Annotated in this window: 15 protein-coding genes; 10 read left to right on the top strand and 5 right to left on the bottom strand. The window is 74.0% G+C overall.

From position 1 onward, the window contains the following. Window positions 1–289 precede the first annotated feature (289 nt). The 5 genes from ABEB07_RS13660 to ABEB07_RS13640 are packed head-to-tail and all read left to right on the top strand — an operon-like array spanning window position 290 to window position 4,958. Window positions 290–1,909, top strand: coding sequence for a sensor histidine kinase (locus ABEB07_RS13660; protein ID WP_345668565.1), 1,620 nt, complete (start codon window positions 290–292; stop codon window positions 1,907–1,909). After that, window positions 1,906–2,313 (top strand): roadblock/LC7 domain-containing protein, encoded by a 408-nt coding sequence (locus ABEB07_RS13655; RefSeq protein WP_009187722.1) that lies wholly within the window; start codon window positions 1,906–1,908, stop codon window positions 2,311–2,313. Before ABEB07_RS13660 ends, ABEB07_RS13655 begins: the two co-directional genes overlap by 4 nt. Next, the gene (locus ABEB07_RS13650; protein ID WP_176148321.1) at window positions 2,310–2,720 is read left to right on the top strand and encodes a DUF742 domain-containing protein; all 411 of its coding nucleotides are present in this window, start codon (window positions 2,310–2,312) and stop codon (window positions 2,718–2,720) included. Before ABEB07_RS13655 ends, ABEB07_RS13650 begins: the two co-directional genes overlap by 4 nt. Then, on the top strand, window positions 2,701–3,321 hold the full coding sequence (locus ABEB07_RS13645; RefSeq protein ID WP_345668564.1) for a GTP-binding protein: 621 nt from the start codon (window positions 2,701–2,703) through the stop codon (window positions 3,319–3,321). The genes ABEB07_RS13650 and ABEB07_RS13645 overlap by 20 nt, the downstream gene beginning before the upstream one ends. 59 nt (window positions 3,322–3,380) lie before the next feature. Continuing rightward, window positions 3,381–4,958, top strand: coding sequence for a cytochrome P450 (locus ABEB07_RS13640; RefSeq protein ID WP_345668563.1), 1,578 nt, complete (start codon window positions 3,381–3,383; stop codon window positions 4,956–4,958). Between the two features lie 36 nt (window positions 4,959–4,994). Here the strand turns inward: ABEB07_RS13640 and ABEB07_RS13635 are convergent, their stop codons facing one another. From ABEB07_RS13635 to ABEB07_RS13625, 3 genes are all read right to left on the bottom strand, one after another. Continuing rightward, window positions 4,995–5,948: an RluA family pseudouridine synthase gene (locus tag ABEB07_RS13635; RefSeq protein ID WP_345668562.1), complete on the bottom strand. Its 954-nt coding sequence runs from the start codon at window positions 5,946–5,948 to the stop codon at window positions 4,995–4,997. 123 nt (window positions 5,949–6,071) lie between these two features. Further along, window positions 6,072–6,917, bottom strand: coding sequence for a siderophore-interacting protein (locus tag ABEB07_RS13630; RefSeq protein ID WP_176148317.1), 846 nt, complete (start codon window positions 6,915–6,917; stop codon window positions 6,072–6,074). A 105-nt stretch (window positions 6,918–7,022) separates the two neighbouring features. Next, entirely contained in the window at window positions 7,023–7,943 is a 921-nt protein-coding gene (locus ABEB07_RS13625) for a 5'-3' exonuclease (RefSeq protein ID WP_425589002.1), read from the bottom strand. Between the two features lie 175 nt (window positions 7,944–8,118). Between ABEB07_RS13625 and ABEB07_RS13620 the strand changes: the two genes are divergently transcribed. The 4 genes from ABEB07_RS13620 to ABEB07_RS13605 all read left to right on the top strand — a co-directional run bounded on the left by ABEB07_RS13620 (window position 8,119) and on the right by ABEB07_RS13605 (window position 13,537). Next, window positions 8,119–9,210, top strand: coding sequence for a quaternary amine ABC transporter ATP-binding protein (locus ABEB07_RS13620; protein ID WP_345668561.1), 1,092 nt, complete (start codon window positions 8,119–8,121; stop codon window positions 9,208–9,210). Further along, on the top strand, window positions 9,203–11,818 hold the full coding sequence (locus ABEB07_RS13615) for an ABC transporter permease/substrate binding protein (RefSeq protein WP_345668560.1): 2,616 nt from the start codon (window positions 9,203–9,205) through the stop codon (window positions 11,816–11,818). The genes ABEB07_RS13620 and ABEB07_RS13615 overlap by 8 nt, the downstream gene beginning before the upstream one ends. A 433-nt stretch (window positions 11,819–12,251) precedes the next feature. After that, complete coding sequence (locus tag ABEB07_RS13610; RefSeq protein WP_164583566.1) at window positions 12,252–12,818, top strand: helix-turn-helix domain-containing protein; 567 nt, start codon at window positions 12,252–12,254, stop codon at window positions 12,816–12,818. Next, complete coding sequence (locus ABEB07_RS13605) at window positions 12,818–13,537, top strand: helical backbone metal receptor (protein WP_345668559.1); 720 nt, start codon at window positions 12,818–12,820, stop codon at window positions 13,535–13,537. The genes ABEB07_RS13610 and ABEB07_RS13605 overlap by 1 nt, the downstream gene beginning before the upstream one ends. Here the strand turns inward: ABEB07_RS13605 and ABEB07_RS13600 are convergent. Further along, the gene (locus ABEB07_RS13600) at window positions 13,449–14,651 is read right to left on the bottom strand and encodes a TDT family transporter (RefSeq protein WP_345668558.1); all 1,203 of its coding nucleotides are present in this window, start codon (window positions 14,649–14,651) and stop codon (window positions 13,449–13,451) included. The genes ABEB07_RS13605 and ABEB07_RS13600 overlap by 89 nt on opposite strands. Before the next feature lie 108 nt (window positions 14,652–14,759). On the opposite strand from ABEB07_RS13600, the gene ABEB07_RS13595 reads away from it, so the two are divergent. Then, on the top strand, window positions 14,760–15,713 hold the full coding sequence (locus ABEB07_RS13595) for a LysR family transcriptional regulator (protein ID WP_176148312.1): 954 nt from the start codon (window positions 14,760–14,762) through the stop codon (window positions 15,711–15,713). Window positions 15,714–15,817: 104 nt separating this feature from the next. Here the strand turns inward: ABEB07_RS13595 and ABEB07_RS13590 are convergent, their stop codons facing one another. Further along, a complete protein-coding gene (locus tag ABEB07_RS13590) occupies window positions 15,818–17,020 on the bottom strand; it encodes an amino acid deaminase/aldolase (RefSeq protein ID WP_345668557.1) in 1,203 nt (400 codons plus the stop codon). Window positions 17,021–18,404: the final 1,384 nt, after the last annotated feature.

The raw sequence follows: 18,404 nt of genomic DNA, 5'->3' as shown, positions 1-18,404 counted from the left end.
GGCGAGTTGGAATCGCACGCCCGTGCGCGATCACGCTCCGCGTTCGAACGGGATCGCAGCGTGTAAAACCCCAGAGAGTACTCCTGCGCCGTGCCCCGTTTCAGGTGCTTGCCGAATATGACACGGCGATGATCCGGTCGGACTAGGCTCGCCCGCAGCGCACCGAGTTGAGGTTTATTCGGGCGCTTGTTCGCAAACATCCCAAGGATGCCGAAGATTCCGACTGTCCCATGACCTACCCCACTGGAAGCTGCCCCGAACCCCAGCCGATTCGTCTCAGAGGGCTTACATGGTGAGTGTTCAACCGCCCCCCGGTGGCCGCGAACTTCCCTATACACGCGTGCTGTCGCTGCCGACCCTGCTGATGGCGGCGGCCTGTGCCGCCGCCATCGCACTGGTGCCGGAACCCGCCCGGCTCGCCGTCGGCTGCTGCGGCGCCGTCGCCACCCTGCTCGTGCTCGCCACCGCGGTCGAGGCCGTCCGCCGCGGCCGCGTCATCCGGGAGCAGCGGGCCCAGAACGCCCGGCGGACCGCGTACCTGGAACGCCGCCTGGCCGGACACGACGAGGAGATCACCTACCTCGCCGACGAGATCCTGCCCGCCACGGTCGCCCACCTGCGCACCGGTCACACCCCCCGCGAGGTCTTCCGCGACCTCATCGACGGCGACCCCGAGTGGTGCCGGCTCCCGGACTCGCAGCGCGCCGTGGTGCGCATGATCCTCAAGATCGTCGACCACGAGGAGAACATGCGTGACTCTACGCAGCGCTCCTTCGTCAGCATCGCCCGCCGCGTCCAGGCCATCGTGCACCAGCAGGCGTCGGAACTGCGCGAGATGGAGGAGGACCACGGCCGCAGCCCCGAGGTCTTCGACGACCTGCTGCGCATCGACCACGGCACCGCGCTGATCGGCCGCCTCGCCGACTCCGTCTCCGTCCTCGGCGGCGGCCGCCCCGGCCGCCAGTGGCCCAACCCGGTCACCCTCTACAGCGTGTTGCGCGGCGCCATGTCCCGGATCCTGGAGTACCGGCGCATCGAGCTGCACTCCATCGCCAAGGTCAACATCAAGGGAACCGACGTCGAACCGGTCATCCACGCCGCGGCCGAACTCCTCGACAACGCCACCCGCTACTCCCCGCCGCACACCAAGGTGCACGTCACCGCCATCGAGGTGCAGAGCGGCGTCGCCATCGAGATCGAGGACGGCGGCGTCAACCTCAACGAGGAGTCCCGCGGCCGGATCGAACGGATGCTGGAGGAGGCCAAGGCCGGCGTCGATCTCCAGGACATCGGCGGCGAACCCCGCCTCGGCCTCGCGGTCGTCGGCCGGCTGTGCACCGCGTACAACATGCAGGTCTCGCTGCGCCCCTCCGCCTACGGCGGGGTCCGCGCCGTCCTGGTGGTGCCCAGCGACATGATGACCACCGACCCCGCGCCCGGCCTCGCCCACGGCATCGGCGCCACCTCCATCCCGCTGCCCGGCGCGGACGCCCTGGAGGGCCCCAAGCGCGCCCCCAAGAAGCGCCGCCCCACCAGCCCGCGCATCCCCGCCTCGGTGTCGATGGAGGACGACGTCCCGGTCGTCACCGAGTGGACCGAGAACGGCCTGCCGCAGCGCCGCAGCAAGGTCACCGTTCCGATCGGCCAGCTCATCGCCGACCAGATCGCCGCCGACCGCGCCGAGAAGGAGGCCCGGGCGCAGGGCCGGTCCGTGTGGACCCGGCCCGCACCCGAGCCCGCCGAGGACGAGCCCGAACCCGGCCTGTGGGTCGAGGCCTTCTGGGACGGTCTGAAGAAGGACAACCCGGGGCCCGACCCGACCGCGTTCACCCAGAACCCGACCGCTTACATGCACCTGATCGAGAAGCCGGCCCGCGCCGAGGCCGACGACGAGGGGGACCGCAAGTGATCCAGCAGCGAGCCAACTTCGACTGGATGCTCAAGGAGCTCGACGACGGCGTGCCGGGCATCGAGATGATCGTGGTGCTCTCCGCCGACGGCCTGCGCATCGCCCGCTACGGCGGCGACCCCGACGCCGCCGACCGGGTCGCCGCCGCCTGCGCCGGACTGCAGAGCCTCGCGACCGCGGTGGCCGGCGAGATCCCGGGCAGCGACGGGCGGATGAAGCTGGTCGTCATCGAGATCAACGGCGGCTACTTCTACCTGATGTCCGCCGGCGCCAACGCCTACCTCGCCGTCCTCGCCGACATCCGCACCGAACCCGGCATGATGAGCGCCCGCATGCGCGACCTCGTGGTCCGCATCGGCGCCCACCTGACCAGTCCGCCCCGCCGCAACGGGCAGACCGTATGACGCCTCCGCGGCGCCAGAGGCGCAGCCCCGCACCCCCGCCGGAACCGCCGCCGCCCGCAGGAGCCGAGGGCGGCCGGCAGAAGAACCCCGAGCGGCTGTACGTCGTCGCCGGCGCGGACGAGGACGGCGCCCGCGCCGCCGTCGACCTGGTGACGCTGATCGTGGCGCACGCCGAGCCGCCCCCGTCCGCCAGCCCCGAACAGGCGGCACTGCTGCGGCTGTGCTCCGCCCCGCTGTCCGCGGCCGAGCTGTCGGCCTATCTCAGCCTGCCGTTCAGCGCGATCACGGTCCTGATCACCGAGCTGCTGGCGGCCGAACTGGTGCAGGCGCGCGCCCCCATCGTCCGCCGGGCGGTGCCCGACCGATCCCTCCTCGAAGCGGTGATGCATGGACTTCAACGGCTCTGACCCCCTGCCCGGCCCCCGGACCGAGGACCAGCTGCCGCACACGGCCCAGGCCGCGGCGAAGATCGTCATCGTCGGCGGCTTCGGGGTCGGCAAGACCACGATGGTCGGTTCGGTCAGCGAGATCAGGCCGCTGACCACCGAGGAGACCATGACCCAGGCCGGCATCGGCATCGACGACAACTACGGCTCCGAGACCAAGACCGCCACCACCGTGGCGATGGACTTCGGCCGCATCAGCATCACCGAACAGCTGGTGCTCTACCTCTTCGGCACCCCCGGCCAGCAGCGCTTCTGGTTCCTGTGGAACGGCCTGTTCGAAGGCGCGCTCGGCGCGGTCGTCCTGGTCGACACGCGCCGCCTGGAGGTCAGCTTCGACGTCATGGGCCGCCTGGAGGAGCGCGGCGTGCCCTTCGTCGTGGCCGTCAACTCCTTCCCGGACGCGCCCCGTTACCCGATCGCGGAACTGCGCCAGGCGCTCGACCTGGCCGAGAACATCCCGATGGTCGACTGCGACGTACGGCGCCGCGCCTCCAGCCGGGACGTCCTGCTGACCCTGGTCCGCTTCCTGCACTCGCTCGCCCTGACCGGCTCGCCCAGCTGAGCCCCCCCGTCTGCCGTCCCCCCTTTCGCCCCGAACCTTTCGCCCCGAAAGCGACCGCCGTGACGCCTGAACCCCACCCCCTGACCGGTCCGGACGACCTCACCCCCGCGCCGCCCCCGGGCTGCCCCGCGCACGCCGTCGCACCGACGGGCCTGTACCGGCTCCACGAGGTGCGGGACCTGCGCGCGCTGTACCGCCGGCTCCGCGAGGAGCACGGCCCGGTGGCGCCCGTGCTGCTCCACGACGACGTACCGATCTGGGTGGTCCTCGGCCACGCGGAGAACCTGCACATGGTGCGCACGCCCTCGCAGTTCACCCGCGACAGCCGGATCTGGACCCCGCTCGTGGACGGCCGGGTCAAGCCCGACCACCCGCTCATGCCGCACTTCGCCTGGCAGCCGGTCTGCTCCTACGCCGAGGGCGAGGAGCACCTGCGGCTGCGCGGCGCGGTCACCAGCGCCGTGGCGACCATCGATCCGCGCAGGCTGCGCCGGCACATCGGCCGCGCCACCCAGCGGCTGGTCAACCGGTTCTGCGAACGCGGCCGGGCCGAACTCGTCGACCAGTTCGCCGAGCACCTGCCGATGGCGGTGATGTGCGAGATCCTCGGCATGCCCGAGGAGTACAACGACCGGATCGTGCAGGCCGCCCGGGACATGCTCAAGGGCACCGAGACCGCGATCGCCAGCAACGAGTACGTCATGGACTGTCTGCGCCGGCTCACCGCGCGCCGCCGGGCCGAGCCGGCGGACGACTTCACCAGCCACCTCATCGCCGACCCGGCCCGGCTGAGCGACGACGAGGTCGGCGCCCACCTGCGGGTCGTGCTCATCGCCTCCTACGAGGCCACCGCCAACCTGCTGGCCAACACCATCCGCCGGGTGCTCACCGACCCCGGCTTCCGCGCCCAGCTCAACGGCGGCCAGATGACGGTGCCGCAGGCGGTGGAGCAGTCCCTGTGGGACGAGCCGCCGTTCAGCACCATCCTCGGCTACTTCGCCAAGGAGGACACCGAACTCGGCGGCCGGCGCATCCGGCGCGGCGACGGGCTGCTGCTCGGCATCGCCCCGGCCAACGTCGATCCGCGGGTGCGCCCCGACCTGCCGGCCGACATGCAGGGCAACCGCTCCCACCTGGCCTTCAGCGGCGGCCCGCACGAGTGCCCCGGCCAGGACATCGGCCGGGCCATCGCCGACGTCGGCGTAGACAAGCTGCTGATGCGGCTGCCGGACCTCCAGCTCGACTGCCCCGAGGAGGAGTTGCGCTGGACGGAGTCGATGGCCTCGCAGCACCTGGTGGAGCTGCCGGTGCGGTTCAGCCCGCGGCCGCAGCAGGACGTGACGTCGCAGCCGAGCCACACCCCGATGCCGCTCCCGCAGCAGCGCGCCGCCTGGGACATCAGCACGGTTCGCGCCTTCGCCGCGCCCTCGGGCCCGGAGCACACCCCGGCGGCCGGCACGCCGCGCCCGCGCCCTCCGGCCGCCTCCGCACCCTGGCCGCGCACCATGCCCGTGCCGAGCACCCTGCTGGAGCCGCCGCCGGTGCGGGAGGCTCCCGCCGGGGCGGGCGCGGCGGGTGCGCGGGACCGTCCGGCGGGCGTCTGGCAGCGGTTCCTGCGCTGGTGGCGCGGTGAGTGACGGCCGCCGCCGGGCCGGCCGGGCGGCGGACCGCGGTCACCGCCCGGCCGACCACGCCGTCGGGTCGGACCAGGCCCGCAGCTCACGGCCGCTGCGGAAGCGGTGCTCCGCGCCCGTGATCGGGTCGGTGAACTCCAGCACCCGTGCCAGCAGTTGCAGCGGGCGGCGGAAGTCGCCGGCCGGTCCCCCGGCGGTCACCACCGGGTAGAGCGGGTCGCCGAGGATCGGCACGCCGAGCGCGTTCATGTGCACCCGCAGCTGATGCGTCTGCCCCGTGCGCGGGGTGAGCCGGTAGCGGGCCGGGCCTCCCGGCCGGTGCTCGGCCCGCTCCACGTCCGTGACCGCGTTCGGCTCGCCCGCCACCTCCTGGGCGGTGAGCACCCCGCGCTCCTTCACGATCCGGCTGCGCACCGTGCGGGGCAGCGCGAGGCCCGGGTCGTACGGCGCGACGGCCTCGTACTCCTTGTGGACCCGCCGGTCGCGGAAGAGCGTCTGGTACGCGCCGCGCTCCTCGGGCCGCACCGTGAACAGCACCAGTCCGGCGGTGAGCCGGTCCAGGCGGTGCGCCGCGCCGAGCGCGGGCAGGTCCAGATCGCGGCGGAGCCGGGCCAGCGCGGTCTCGGCCACATGGCTGCCGCGCGGGGTGGTGGCCAGGAAGTGCGGCTTGTCCACGACGACGATGTGCTCGTCGCGGTGGACCACCACCAGCGGGAACGGCACCGGCGTCTCCAGGGGCAGCTCGCGGTGGAACCAGACGAACATCCCGGGCCGGTACGGCGCGTCGGGCGGCACCGCCCGGCCGTCGGCCGCGACGATCCGCCCCGCCGCGAACATCTCCTCGACCGCCCCGGGCGCGGCCCCCGACAGCCGTTCCACCAGATGCTCGCGCACGGTGGCCCACGGTCCCTCGGCGGGCAGCCGCACCCGCACCGGGTCCACCCCGCGGCGCTGGGGCAGGGGAGCGGGCGGAACAGGGGTACGGCGTCTCATCCGGTGCAGCCTACGAGGCGCCGCGCGGGCGGGGAAACCGCTGGTGGCGCGGACAGCGCGGACAGCGGGAAGGGGCGGCGCCGGTCTCGGCGCCGCCCCTTCCCCTCAGGTCTCACGCAGGTCTCACGCGGCCGGCGCCGCGCCCTCCTGCTCGGCCTCGATCCGGGCGTTCCACTCCCGCTTGGAGGCCTGCCAGCCGTCCTCGTTGTGGCCCAGGCGCCAGTAGCCGGAGATCGACAGGTTTTCGCGCGCGATGGCCCGCTCGACCCGCAGCAGCCGGCGCAGCTCCTTCACGAACCCGGCCTCGCCGTGCACGAACGCCTGGAGCCGGCCCTCGGGCCACCGCAGTGCCCGTACCGCCTCGACCAGGGCCTCGCCGACCGGGCGGTCGCCGCGGTGCAGCCAGACCACCGGCACGTCGGAGTCGATCTTCTGCTCCTCCTCGGGGCCGGAGACCTCCACGAAGACGTGCGCGGTGACGCCCTCGGGCATCGCCTCCAGGGAGCGGGCGATGGCCGGCAGGGCGCTCTCGTCGCCGGCGAGCAGGTGCCAGTCGGCGCTCGGGTCGGGGGCGTAGGCGCCGCCGGGGCCCATGAAGCGCACCGTCTCGCCCGGTCCGGCCAGCGCCGCCCAGGGGCCGGCCAGGCCCTCGTCGCCGTGCACCACGAAGTCCAGGGTCAGTTCGCGCGACTGCGGGTCCCAGGCGCGCACGGTGTAGGTGCGGGTGACCGGCCACTGCTCGCGGGGGAACTCCGCGCGGATCCGCTCCAGGTCGAAGGGCTCGGGGTAGGTCACCCCCTCGGCCGGGAACAGCAGCTTCACGTAGTGGTCGGTGTACGCGTCGGCCGAGAACTCGGCCAGTCCCTCGCCCCCGAGCACCACGCGCTGCATGTGCGGGGTCAGCCGCTCGGTACGGACGACCTGCGCGGTGTGCGCCGTCCGCGGCTTGCGCGCCGGACGTTCTGCCATGACGGCCTCCCAGTCTCCCTGCTTAGGCTTACCTAAGTTAGCACCTTCCGGTGGCCGACAGCGCCGCGGTTGAACACCTCTCGGCCCGGTGTCGGGCGGCGGTCCTCACGCCTCCAGTGTGGTCAGCAGCCTTTGCAGGGAGCCGCCCAGACCCCAGCGGGCCGCCAGTTCCCGCAGCGCCTCCGCGTCGCGCGGGGCGCGCGGCAGCGCCGTCGCGACCTCGGGCAGCGGCACGTCGGCGGCCACCCTGACCACCTTCGGCGCGACCGCCAGGTACGGCCGCGCCTCGTCGAGCCGCCCCCGCTGCGACGGCGTCAGCTTCGCCCGCGGATCGTCCACGGCCGCCAGGATCCCGGCCAGGTCGCCGAACTCGGCGAGCAGCTTGGCCGCCGTCTTCTCGCCGACGCCGGGCACGCCCGGCAGGCCGTCGCTGGGGTCGCCGCGCAGCAGCGCCAGATCCGCGTACCCCTTGCCGTCGACGCCATACTTCTCGCGCAGCACCGCCTCGTCGGTGCTCTGCAGGGTGCCCACTCCCTTGACGGGGTAGAGCACGCGCACCCCGCGCGCGTCGTCCACCAGCTGGTACAGGTCGCGGTCGCCGGTGACGATGTCCACCGGGCCGTCCGCCCGCGCGGTGAAGGTGCCGATCACGTCGTCCGCCTCGTACCCCGCGACGCCCACGCGGGCGATGCCGACCGCGTCCAGGACCGCCTCGATCACCGGGACCTGCGGGGAGAGGGTGTCGGGCACCTCTTCCTCGTCCGGGCCGCCCGGGTGCTCCTCGGCGACGCGGTGCGCCTTGTAGGAGGGGATCAGCTCCACCCGCCAGTGCGGCCGCCAGTCCGCGTCCATGCAGGCCACCAGGTGGTCGGGCCGGTGGTCCTTGACCAGGCGGTCGATGAAGTCGAGCAGTCCGCGCACGGCGTTCACCGGGGTGCCGTCCGGGGCGCGGACCGACTCCGGGACGCCGAAGTAGGCGCGGAAGTACAGCGAGGCGGTGTCGAGGAGCATCAGTCGTCCGGTCACGCCCCGATCATGCCGTACGCCGCTGACAGCGACCGGAAGCGGTGTGAGCCAGGACACTTCTGTGTTTGACCCCGGGGGGCCTGGGCAGGCGCGCGCCCGAGCCAGAAGTAGTTGCGTTATTCAACTGTTACCGGAACTCCGGCTCCGTCCCTGTCCCCTACGACGTGAGGTGCGCGTGACATCAAGGCTTGAGGCCCAACACCTGTACAAGGTGTTCGGCAGACGACCCGACGAGGCGGTCGAGCAGCTCCAGCAGGGCGCCGACCGCAAGGAACTGCGCGCCGACGGCGCCACCGCCGCCGTGATCGACGCCTCCTTCACGGTGGCCCCCGGCCAGATATTCGTGGTGATGGGCCTGTCCGGCTCCGGCAAGTCCACCCTGCTGCGCATGCTGAACGGCCTGCTGGAACCCACCGCGGGCCAGGTGTGCTTCGACGGCCAGGACCTCACCGCGCTCACCGACCGCGAGCTGCGCGAGGTCCGCTCCCGGAAGATCAGCATGGTCTTCCAGCACTTCGCGCTCTTCCCGCACCGCAGCGTCCGCGAGAACGCCGCCTACGGACTGGAAGTGCAGGGCGTGCCCCGCGCCGAGCGCGAACGCCGCGCCGACGAGGCGCTCGCCCTGTGCGGCCTGGCCGGCTGGGAGGACTCCTGGCCCGACGAGCTGTCCGGCGGCATGCAGCAGCGCGTCGGCCTCGCCCGCGCCCTCGCCACCGACGCCGACCTGCTGCTGATGGACGAGTCCTTCAGCGCCCTGGACCCGCTGATCCGCCGCGACATGCAGGACCAGCTGCTCCAGCTCCAGAAGACCCTGAAGAAGACCATCGTGTTCATCACCCACGACCTCAACGAGGCCATGCGCCTGGGCGACCGCATCGCGGTCATGCGCGACGGCCGGATCGTGCAGACCGGCACCGCCGAGGACATCCTGCTGCGCCCCGCCGACGACTACGTCGCCTCCTTCATCCAGGACGTCGACCGCTCCCGCGTGCTGACCGCCGAGTCGGTCATGGACCGCCAGGTGCGCGGCGACGAGGCCGACTGCGGCTGCGAGACGGCCACGCCCAACACCCCGTTCACCGAGCTGTGCGCGATCAGCGCCCGCGTCTCGCACCCGGTCGCCGTGCTGGACGAGCACCGCACCGTGGTCGGCGTCGTCCCGCGCCGGCAGCTGGTCGGCTTCCTCGGCGACGAGAGCGCCGACGCCCCCGAGCCCTGCGACACCCCGCAGGCCAAGGGCGGCGAGAAGGCGGTGGCCCGTGCCTAGGATCCCGCTCGGCGACTGGGTCAACTCCGCGGTCGACTGGCTGCTCGGCCACATGTCCTGGCTCTTCGACTTCTTCAAGACCGTCTTCACCGGCGCCTACGACGGCATCAACGCCGTCCTCCAGGCGCCCGAGCCGCTGCTGCTCGCCGGCATCTTCGCCGTCCTCGCCTTCTGGCTGCGCGGCACGCTGGCCGGCGTCCTCACCTTCGCGGGCTTCGCGTTCATCGACTCCCTGGAGCTGTGGCCGGACGCGATGGTGACCCTGTCGCTGGTCCTGGTCGCCACCCTGATCGCCCTGGTGATCTCGGTGCCGGTCGGCATCTGGGCGGCGCGCTCGGACCGGGTCAGCGCCGTGGTGCGCCCGGTCCTGGACTTCATGCAGACGCTGCCCGCGATGATCTACCTCATCCCGGCCATCCTGTTCTTCGGCACCGGCGCCTCCGCCGGCATCGTCGCCACCCTGATCTTCGCCCTCGCGCCCGGCGTGCGCATGACCGAGCTGGGCATCCGCCAGGTCGACAAGGAGCTGGTCGAGGCCGCCGAGGCGTTCGGCACCGCGCCCCGCGACACGCTGCTGCGCGTCCAGCTGCCGCTGGCCCTGCCCACGGTGATGGCCGGCGTCAACCAGGTGATCATGCTGGGCCTGTCCATGGCCGCGATCGCCGGCATGGTCGGCACCGGCGGCCTCGGCGGCGACGTCAACGAGGCCATCGGCCAGCTCAACGTGGGCCTCGGCTCCGAGGCCGGCGTCGCCATCGTGATCCTCGCGATCTACCTCGACCGGATGACCGGCGCGCTCGGCACCCAGGTCTCGCCGCTCGGCCGGCGCGCCGCCGCCCGGGCCCGCGCCGCCGGCGGCCTGAAGATCTGGTCCTACCGGCCGCGGCCGCAGCTCGCCGTGGTCGGCGTGGTCGTCCTCGCCCTCGTCGCCGGCGGCATGGGCGTCTTCGGCGGCGCCTCCGGCGCCACCGCCGCCGCCGACGGCACGAACGTCGGCAAGGGCAAGAAGATCACCCTGGGCTACATCCCCTGGGACGAGGGCGTCGCCTCCACCTTCCTGTGGAAGGAGATCCTCGAACAGCGCGGCTACCAGGTGGAGGCCCGGCAGTTCGACGCCGGACCGCTCTACACCTCGCTCGCCCAGGGCAGCGTCGACTTCGAGACCGACTCCTGGCTGCCCACCACCCACGCCCAGTACTGGAAGAAGTACGGCAAGCAGCTCGACGACCTCGGCTCCTGGTACGACCAGACCTCCCTGGAGCTGACCGTCCCGTCGTACATGAAGGACGTCGACAGCCTGGACGACCTCAAGGGCAAGGCGGCCGAGTTCGGCGGGAAGATCACCGGCATCGAGTCCAGCGCCGGCGAGATGGCCCTGCTCAAGAGCAAGGTCCTCAAGGAGTACGGCCTGGACAAGGAGTACAAGGTCGTCGACAGCTCCACGCCCGCGATGCTCGCCGAGCTCAAGCGCGCCTACAGCAAGAAGGAACCCATCGTCGTCACGCTCTGGTCCCCGCACTGGGCGTACAGCGACTACGGCCTGAAGAAGCTGAAGGACCCCAAGGGCGCCTGGGGCACCGGCGACGGCGTGCACACCCTGGCCCGCAAGGGCTTCGCCGCCGACAACCCGGTCGTCGGGAAGTGGCTCAAGGACTTCAAGCTCGGCGAGAAGCAGCTCACCGGCCTGGAAGCCCAGATCAACAAGGCGGGCAAGGGCCGCCAGCAGGACGCCGTGCGCACCTGGCTCAAGTCCAACCCCGGCCTGGTCGACAAGCTCGCCCCGGTGCCCGGCGGCTCCGGCGCCAAGCCGGCCGAGGCGGGGCGCACGCTGAACGTCGCCTGGTTCCCCTGGGACGAGGACGTCGCCGTCACCCGCCTGTGGAAGCACGTCCTGGAGAGCCGCGGCTACAAGCTGAACCTCAAGCAGATGGACGTCGGCCCCGTCTACACCGGCCTCGCCGGCGGCGACATCGACCTCAACTTCGACGCCTGGCTGCCCTACGCCCAGAAGAACTACTGGGACAAGAACAAGGACAAGCTGAGGGACCTCGGCACCTGGTACCGGCCGACCTCCCTGGAGATCGCCGTACCGTCCTACGTCAAGGACGTGAAGTCCCTCGAAGACCTCAAGGGCAAGTCCTCCGAGTTCGGCGGGAAGATCATCGGCATCGAGCCGGGCACCGGCGAGATGGACCTGCTCAAGAACAAGGTCCTGCCCGGCTACGGCCTGGACGAGGAGTACAAGGTCGTCGACGGCTCCACGCCCGCGATGCTCGCCGAGCTCAAGCGCGCCTACGCCAAGAAGCAGCCGGTGGCCGTCGTCCTGTGGTCGCCGCACTGGGCCTACAGCCGCTACGGCCTCACCAAGCTGGCCGACGACAAGAAGCTCTTCGGCGTCGGCAACACCATCCGCACCATCTCCGGCCTGAAGTTCCCCGAGCAGTACCCGCGGCTCACCCGGTGGATCAAGAACTTCCGGATGAGCGAGGCCGAACTCGGCAGCCTGGAGAGCGAGATCAACCGGCGCGGCCAGGGCCACGAGGACCAGGCGGTCGACGCCTGGCTCACCCAGCACCCCGACGTGGAACAGCGGATGACCGCCGGCTGACCACGCACGCCGCACACCGCCCGAGGGGCGGGCTCTCCCGGCACCGGGAGGCCCGCCCCTCGGGCGCGCACCGGGCGCGGACGCGAATCGGCCAACCACGGAGAGCGACCCTCACACCCCGGCCGCCCCGCCGCCCGGCGGGCGCCGCCGGGACCGCGGGCCGATCGGGTGACGCGGGGTCGCCCGGGGCCGCCGCACGCCCGGCCCGCACACCCGCCCCGCCCCCGCCGCCCGGCCCCCGGCGCACCTCGCGCCGCCCCGATCCACTGGCGCGAACCATGAGGTCCGCACTACGGAATCCTTACGTCGATGCGAAGCCCGCGTGAAACGGTTTGCCGAACATGCGTAGGGTGCAGAGAAGCCATCAGGAGACGTGCGCCCGCGACCGGGCCCCCGGACGGCGGACCGACGAGCGAAGGAGGGAGCCGCAGCGATGGGCGACAACAAAGAGCAGCCCCTTCGCGTGGGCGCCGCGGTACGGCGGCGACGGCGCGCGCTGGACCTCACCCTCGCCGTCGTGGCCCAGCGCAGCGGCCTGTCGGTGCCCTTCCTGAGCCAGGTCGAGAACGACCGGGCCCGCCCCAGCCGCGGCTCGCTGGAGAAGGTCGCCGACGCGCTGCGCACCACCGCCGTCGAACTGCTGGCGGCGGCCGACCCGGCGTGCAGCGTCGACGTCGTACGCGGCGAGGCCACCGAGCTGGACCCCGAACCCCGGGTGCGCTCCCTGGTGCGCGGCCACCACCAGCTGCACGCCTCCGAGTTCACCGGCGACCACGACGCCGGCCGCGAGTTCCAGCACCGCAACGACGAGCTGATGTACGTCGCCGACGGCGCGGTGGAGATCGAGGCGGAGGGCCGCGCCCACCGGCTGGCGCGCGGCGACACCATGTACCTCACCGGCGGGGTCCGCCACCGCTGGCGGGCGACCGTCCCGGACACCCGGGTGATCGTCGTCGCGGTCGCCGAGCACATCGAGGCGGTGCAGGACCGGACGCGCTGATGCGGGTCGTCTCCCTGGTGCCCTCGCTCACCGAGGCGATCGCCGCCACCCTGCCCGGCGTCCTGGCCGGCGCCACCGACTGGTGCGCCCGCCCCGCGGACCTCGACGTCGTCCGGATCGGCGGCACCAAGAACCCGCGGACCGACCGCATCGCCGCCCTCGCCCCCGATCTGGTGGTCGCCAACGAGGAGGAGAACCGCCCCGCCGACCTCGACGCCCTGCGCGCGGCCGGGATCGGGGTCCTGGTCACCGAGATCCGCGACGTGCCCCGGGCATTCCCGGAACTGGACCGGGTGCTGGCCGCGTGCGGGGCCCGGAGCCGGCCGCGCTGGCTGGACGAGGCGGCCGCCGCCTGGGCGGCGCCGCCCGCGCCCGGCCCCCGCCTCAGCGCCGTGGTGCCGATCTGGCGGCGGCCGTGGATGGTGCTCGGCCGCGACACCTTCGCCGGCGACGTCCTGGCCCGCCTCGGCGTCGACCACCGCTACGCCGGCCACCCCGAGCGCTACCCGCGCGTCCCCCTGACCGAGCTGCGCGAGACCGCCCCCGACCTCGTCGTCCTGCCCGACGAGCCCTACCGCTTCACCGCCGACGACGGCCCCGAGGCGTTCCCCGGCCTGCCCTGCGCGCTGGTCAGCGGACGGCACCTGACGTGGTACGGACCCTCGCTGGCCGACGCTCCGCAGGTGCTGGGCGAGGCGCTGCGAGCAACGCTCCGCTGACCAGCCCGCGCGCGGTGCGCACGGCCGCCGCGGCCCAGGCGGCGACCAGGACGGCGTACAGCACGACGGCCAGGCCCGCGTAGACGGCGAGGTGGGTGTGCCGGGCGAGGGCGGAGGCCCCCGTCACACACGTGCCGACCGGGAACGTGAAGGACCACCACGTCATCGCGAACCCCATGCCCCGCCGCCCGGCCCGCACCAGCTGCGCCGCCGCGAACGCGAACCAGAGCACCGCGAAGCCCAGCACCGGCACCCCGTAGAGCAGGGCGAACACGGTGAAGCCGGTGTCGTAGGGCGCCGGTACGACACCGGGGGCGGCGTCGGCGAAGGCCCCCGCGGCGGTGGTGGACTGACCCAGCGGGCCCAGCACCAGGAACAGCGTCGGGGTGAGCGCGAGGGGCAGCGGCCCGGCGATCAGCAGCCGGCCCAGCACCAGTGGCAGCAGGGCCAGCGTCGCCAGCAGGCTCAGCCCGAACATCGCCACGCACCCCAGCAGCAGCGTCTGCCGCGCCTGCCCGGCCGGCAGATGCGCGACGAGGGCCGGCCCGAGAGCCGCGGACACCATCGGCGCCACCACCGGCAGCAGCCACACCGGCGTCGCCTGGTGCGGCTCGATGCGATGGTGCACGGCCATCAGGTACGGCACCGCCACCGCCGCCACCAGGCCCACGGCCGTGCCCGCCGTGAACAGCACCGCGTCCAGGGCCAGCGCGGGTGCGGCGCCGATCCAGTCCCGGCCCACCGACAGCGCGCCGCCGCCGACCGCCAGCAGCGCCATGGCCAGACAGCCGTAGAACGGGGCCGCCGCCGGGTCCAGGAGGTGGGCGCGGGCCCGGTCGCGGTGGTGAACCCAGTGCAGCGCGCGCGCCACCAGCAGCACCGCCAGCACGGCGAGCGCGAGCGCCCACACGGCCGTGCACCCGGTACGCAGCCCCGGCACCCGCACCGGCAGCGCGCCGCCCGCCGAGGCGACGGCGGCGGTGCCCATGACGGAGCCGTACCAGTTGGGGCCGAGATGGCGCACGGCGGGGAAGCGCGGCCGGGACGCGGCCGGCCGGGAAGGGTCCGACGGGGAAGGGTCCGGCCGGGAAGGGGAATGTGCTGCGGTGACCATGGGTTCAGGCTGTCGCGGAGGCACGGCCCCCACCAGGGGGTTTGTCTCTATCAGGGCATAAGCTGAATTTATGGGCGGGCGTACGGGCGGGCTGAGAGGAGGCCGGAGGTGACAGCGGGCGGCGGCACGGAGGACACGCGGCACACGGAGCGGCGGGTCCCGGCGACGCTGGCGCACCGCGTGCCGGACCTGGGCGCGCTGGAACTGCTGCTGGCCGTGGCACGGCTGGGCAGCCTCGGCGGCGCGGCCCGCGAGCTGGGCATCACCCAGCCGGCCGCCAGCAGCCGCGTCCGCTCCATGGAACGGCAGCTGGGCCTGGCCCTGGTGGACCGCTCACCGCGCGGCTCACGGCTCACCGACGCGGGCGCGCTGGTGACGGACTGGGCCCGGCGGGTGGTGGAGGCGGCGGAGGCCTTCGACGCGGGGGCGCAGGCGCTGCGCGACCGCCGGGACTCGCGGCTGCGGGTCGCCGCCAGCATGACCATCGCGGAGTACCTGCTGCCGGGCTGGCTGATCGCGCTCAGGGCACGGCGGCCGGACACGGCGGTGTCGCTGCTGGCCGGTAACTCGGCGGTGGTCGCCGAGCGGCTGCTCGCGGGCGAGGCGGACCTCGGCTTCGTCGAGGGCGTGTCGGTGCCGCCCGGCCTCGACTCCGTGGTGATCGCCCACGACCGGCTGATCGTGGTCGCCGCCCCCGCCCACCCCTGGGCCCGCCGCCGGCGCCCGATCGAGGCGGCGGAGCTGGCCGCCACCCCGCTGATCCTGCGGGAGAAGGGCTCCGGCACCCGCCAGGTCCTGGACGCCGCCCTGGGCGGCCTGGCCCGCCCGCTGATCGAACTGTCCTCCACGACCGCCGTGAAGGCCGCCGCGGTGAGCGGGGCCGGCCCCGCGGTGCTCAGCGAACTCGCCGTGGGCGACGAGCTGACCCTGCGCCGCCTGGTCACCGTCCCGGTCGAGGACGTCGCCCTGCGCCGCGACCTGCGCGCGGTCTGGCCGGCCGGCCACCGCCCGGCGGGCCCGGCCCGCGAACTGCTGACGCTGACCCGCTCGGGGAACGGCTGACGCGGGGCGCCGGCCCGCTCGGCACGCGGCGGGCGCGGGGCGCGGCGCCCGTGACCGGGGACCCGCCGGCCCGTGTGCCGCTCGCCCCGGTGCGACGCGAGCGCCTACAGGAACGTGTGACCCTCGCCCCGGTACGTCGGCACGGACGCCGTCACCCGGTCGCCCTCGACCAGGTGCAGGGTGTCGAACCGCTCGCACAGCTCGCCCGCCTTCGCGTGCCGGAACCACACCCGGTCGCCGATCAGCAGATCGTCGGCCGGCGAGCCGAGCAGCGGCGTCTGCACCTCGCCGGCCCCCTCCTGCGGGTCGTAGCGCAACCCCTCCGGCAGATACGGCACCGGCAGCCGGTCCGGGCCCGCCGCGCCGGAGGCCGGGTAGCCGCCGCCGAGGACCGTGACCGCGCCGACGCCGGGCCGGCGCACCACGGGCTGTGCGAACAGCGCCGCCGGACGGCCCCGGAACGACGTGTAGTTGTCGAACAGACGCGGCACGTACAGCCCGGAACCCGCGGCGATCTCGGTGACCGCGTCCTCCACGGCGGTGTGCTGCACACTGCCCGTGCCGCCGCCGTTGACGAACTCCAGGCCCGGCGCGACCGCCCGGACCGCCCGCACCACGGCCGCCCGCCGCTCCACCAGCTCCCGCCGGGCGGCCGCCTGCATCAGCCGGATCGCCCGCGAGCGCACCGGCCGCCCGTCCAACGCGTCGCCGACGCCCGCGATATGCCCCTCGTACGCCATGATCCCGACCAGCTCGAACCCCGGCCGCCGGGTCACCGTACGGGCCAACTCGGCGACCTGGGCGGGGGAGTGCAGCGGGGAGCGGCGCGCGCCGACGCGCACCCGGCCGCCGAGCAGCCGCAGCGAGGTGTCCAGCTCCAGGCACACCCGGACGTCCTCGCGCCCGCCCTGGCGCGCGGCGTCGATCAGGTCGAGCTGGGCCGGGTCGTCCACCATCACCGTGACGGCGGCGGCCAGTTTCGGGTCGGCGGCCAGTTCGGCGAAGCCGGCGCGGTCGGCGGAGGGGTAGGCCAGCAGCACATCCTCGAACCCGGAACGGGCCAGCCACAGCGACTCCGCCAGCGTGAACGACATGATGCCCGCGAACCCGTCCTTGGCCAGGGCCCGTTCGAGCAGGGCGCGACAGCGCACGGACTTGCTCGCCACCCGGATCGGCTTGCCGCCGGCCCGGCGGACGAGGTCGTCGGCGTTGGCGTCGAAGGCATCCAGGTCGACGATCGCGACGGGGGCGTCGAGATGTGCGGTGGCCCGGTCGTACCGGGTCCGGTCGGCGGCACGCGCAGTCATGTGCGAAGCCTGCCAGACAGGATTACCGCAGGGTAGGGGGACGTTCCGGGCAGATGCCCCGGGCCCGCCGTACGGGTTCCCGCCCAACCGGATTCAGCCCGTAGAGTGACGCGCACGTCCGGCGGAACGACACGCCGGTCGCGGCCGCGGAGTTGAGCCGGGATGGCGCTTCGTCCGTACGGGTATGCGTGCCCGGTGACGACGAGTCGGCGCCGGGCGGGGAGACGAGGACTGCCGCCGCGCGCCGGGACGCGGTGCGGGCACGAGGAAACGGGGGGTGCATGAGCACGGAAGCGCGCCACGCACCCGTACCGCCGCGCCCGTCCGACCCCCCGCCCCCACCCCCGGCCTCCGCCCGCTTCCCGGACACCCCACCGCCGGCTGGAACAAACGGAACTCTTGCCGGAGCGACCGCCGGGAGTAACGGAACCACCGCCGGGACGACCGCCGGGGGCAACGGAACCACCGTCGGGGGCAATGGAACCACCGCCGGACGCACCGGCGCCCCCGCCGGAGCGGCCCCTGACGGCGCCTCGGACCGCTCACCGGCCCCGCCCGGCCGCCCCGGCCTCCGCGTCCCGGCCGCGCCCGGCCCGGCGGCGACGGGCCCGGCCCGCTCCGCGCCGCCCGCCCCCGCCGCGAAACGTTCCGCCGCCCCCTCGGCCGGACCCGCCGGTCCCTCGGCCCGTTCCGCCGCCCCGTCGGCCCGCCCCGGCACTCCTCCGGCCAGCCCCGGCACTCCTCCGGTCGGGCCTCCCGCTTCCTCGGTCCCGCCGGGTGCCCCCTTGATTCGGCCTAGTGGCCCGTCGGCCGGACCTGTAGCCCCTCCGATCCGGCCTGCCGCTTCCTCGGTTCCGCCGGGTGCCCCCTTGATTCGGCCCAGTGGTCCGTCGGCCGGCCCTGTAGCCGCTCCGATCCAGCCTGCCGCTCCTTCGGTTCCGCCGGGTGCCCCCTCGATCCGGCCCAGTGGCCCGTCGACCGGACCCGTACCCCCTCCGACCCGGCCTGCGGCCCCGTCGGTCCGGCCTGCCGCTCCCTCGGACCCGCCCGCCGTCCCGTCGGGCCGGCCCGCCACTCCCTCGGCTCCGCCCACTGCCCCCACGGCCCCGCCCGCCGGCCCGTCGAGGGCGGCCGGCCGGGGTGACGCCGGGCGGTCCGTGGAGGCCGACCCGGAGGTGACCCGGCGGTTGCGGCCGCTCCCGCCGCACCGTTCGTCCGCGTCCGCAACACCGCGTCCCGGTGGCGGGCGGCCGGTGGCGGGCGACGTGGACACGACGCGGTTGCGGCCCGTCGCCCCGCGTCGGTCGCCCGCGCCCGCGCCGCCGCCCCGGCCCAGCGCGGGACGCGCCACCGCGGCCACCGGCCCCGGCCCCGGCCCCGCGGC

Origin of the sequence: Streptomyces similanensis, from assembly GCF_039543625.1 — a bacterium.
Classification (GTDB): domain Bacteria; phylum Actinomycetota; class Actinomycetes; order Streptomycetales; family Streptomycetaceae; genus Streptomyces; species Streptomyces similanensis.
This window is presented reverse-complemented; position numbering and strand designations above follow the sequence as displayed.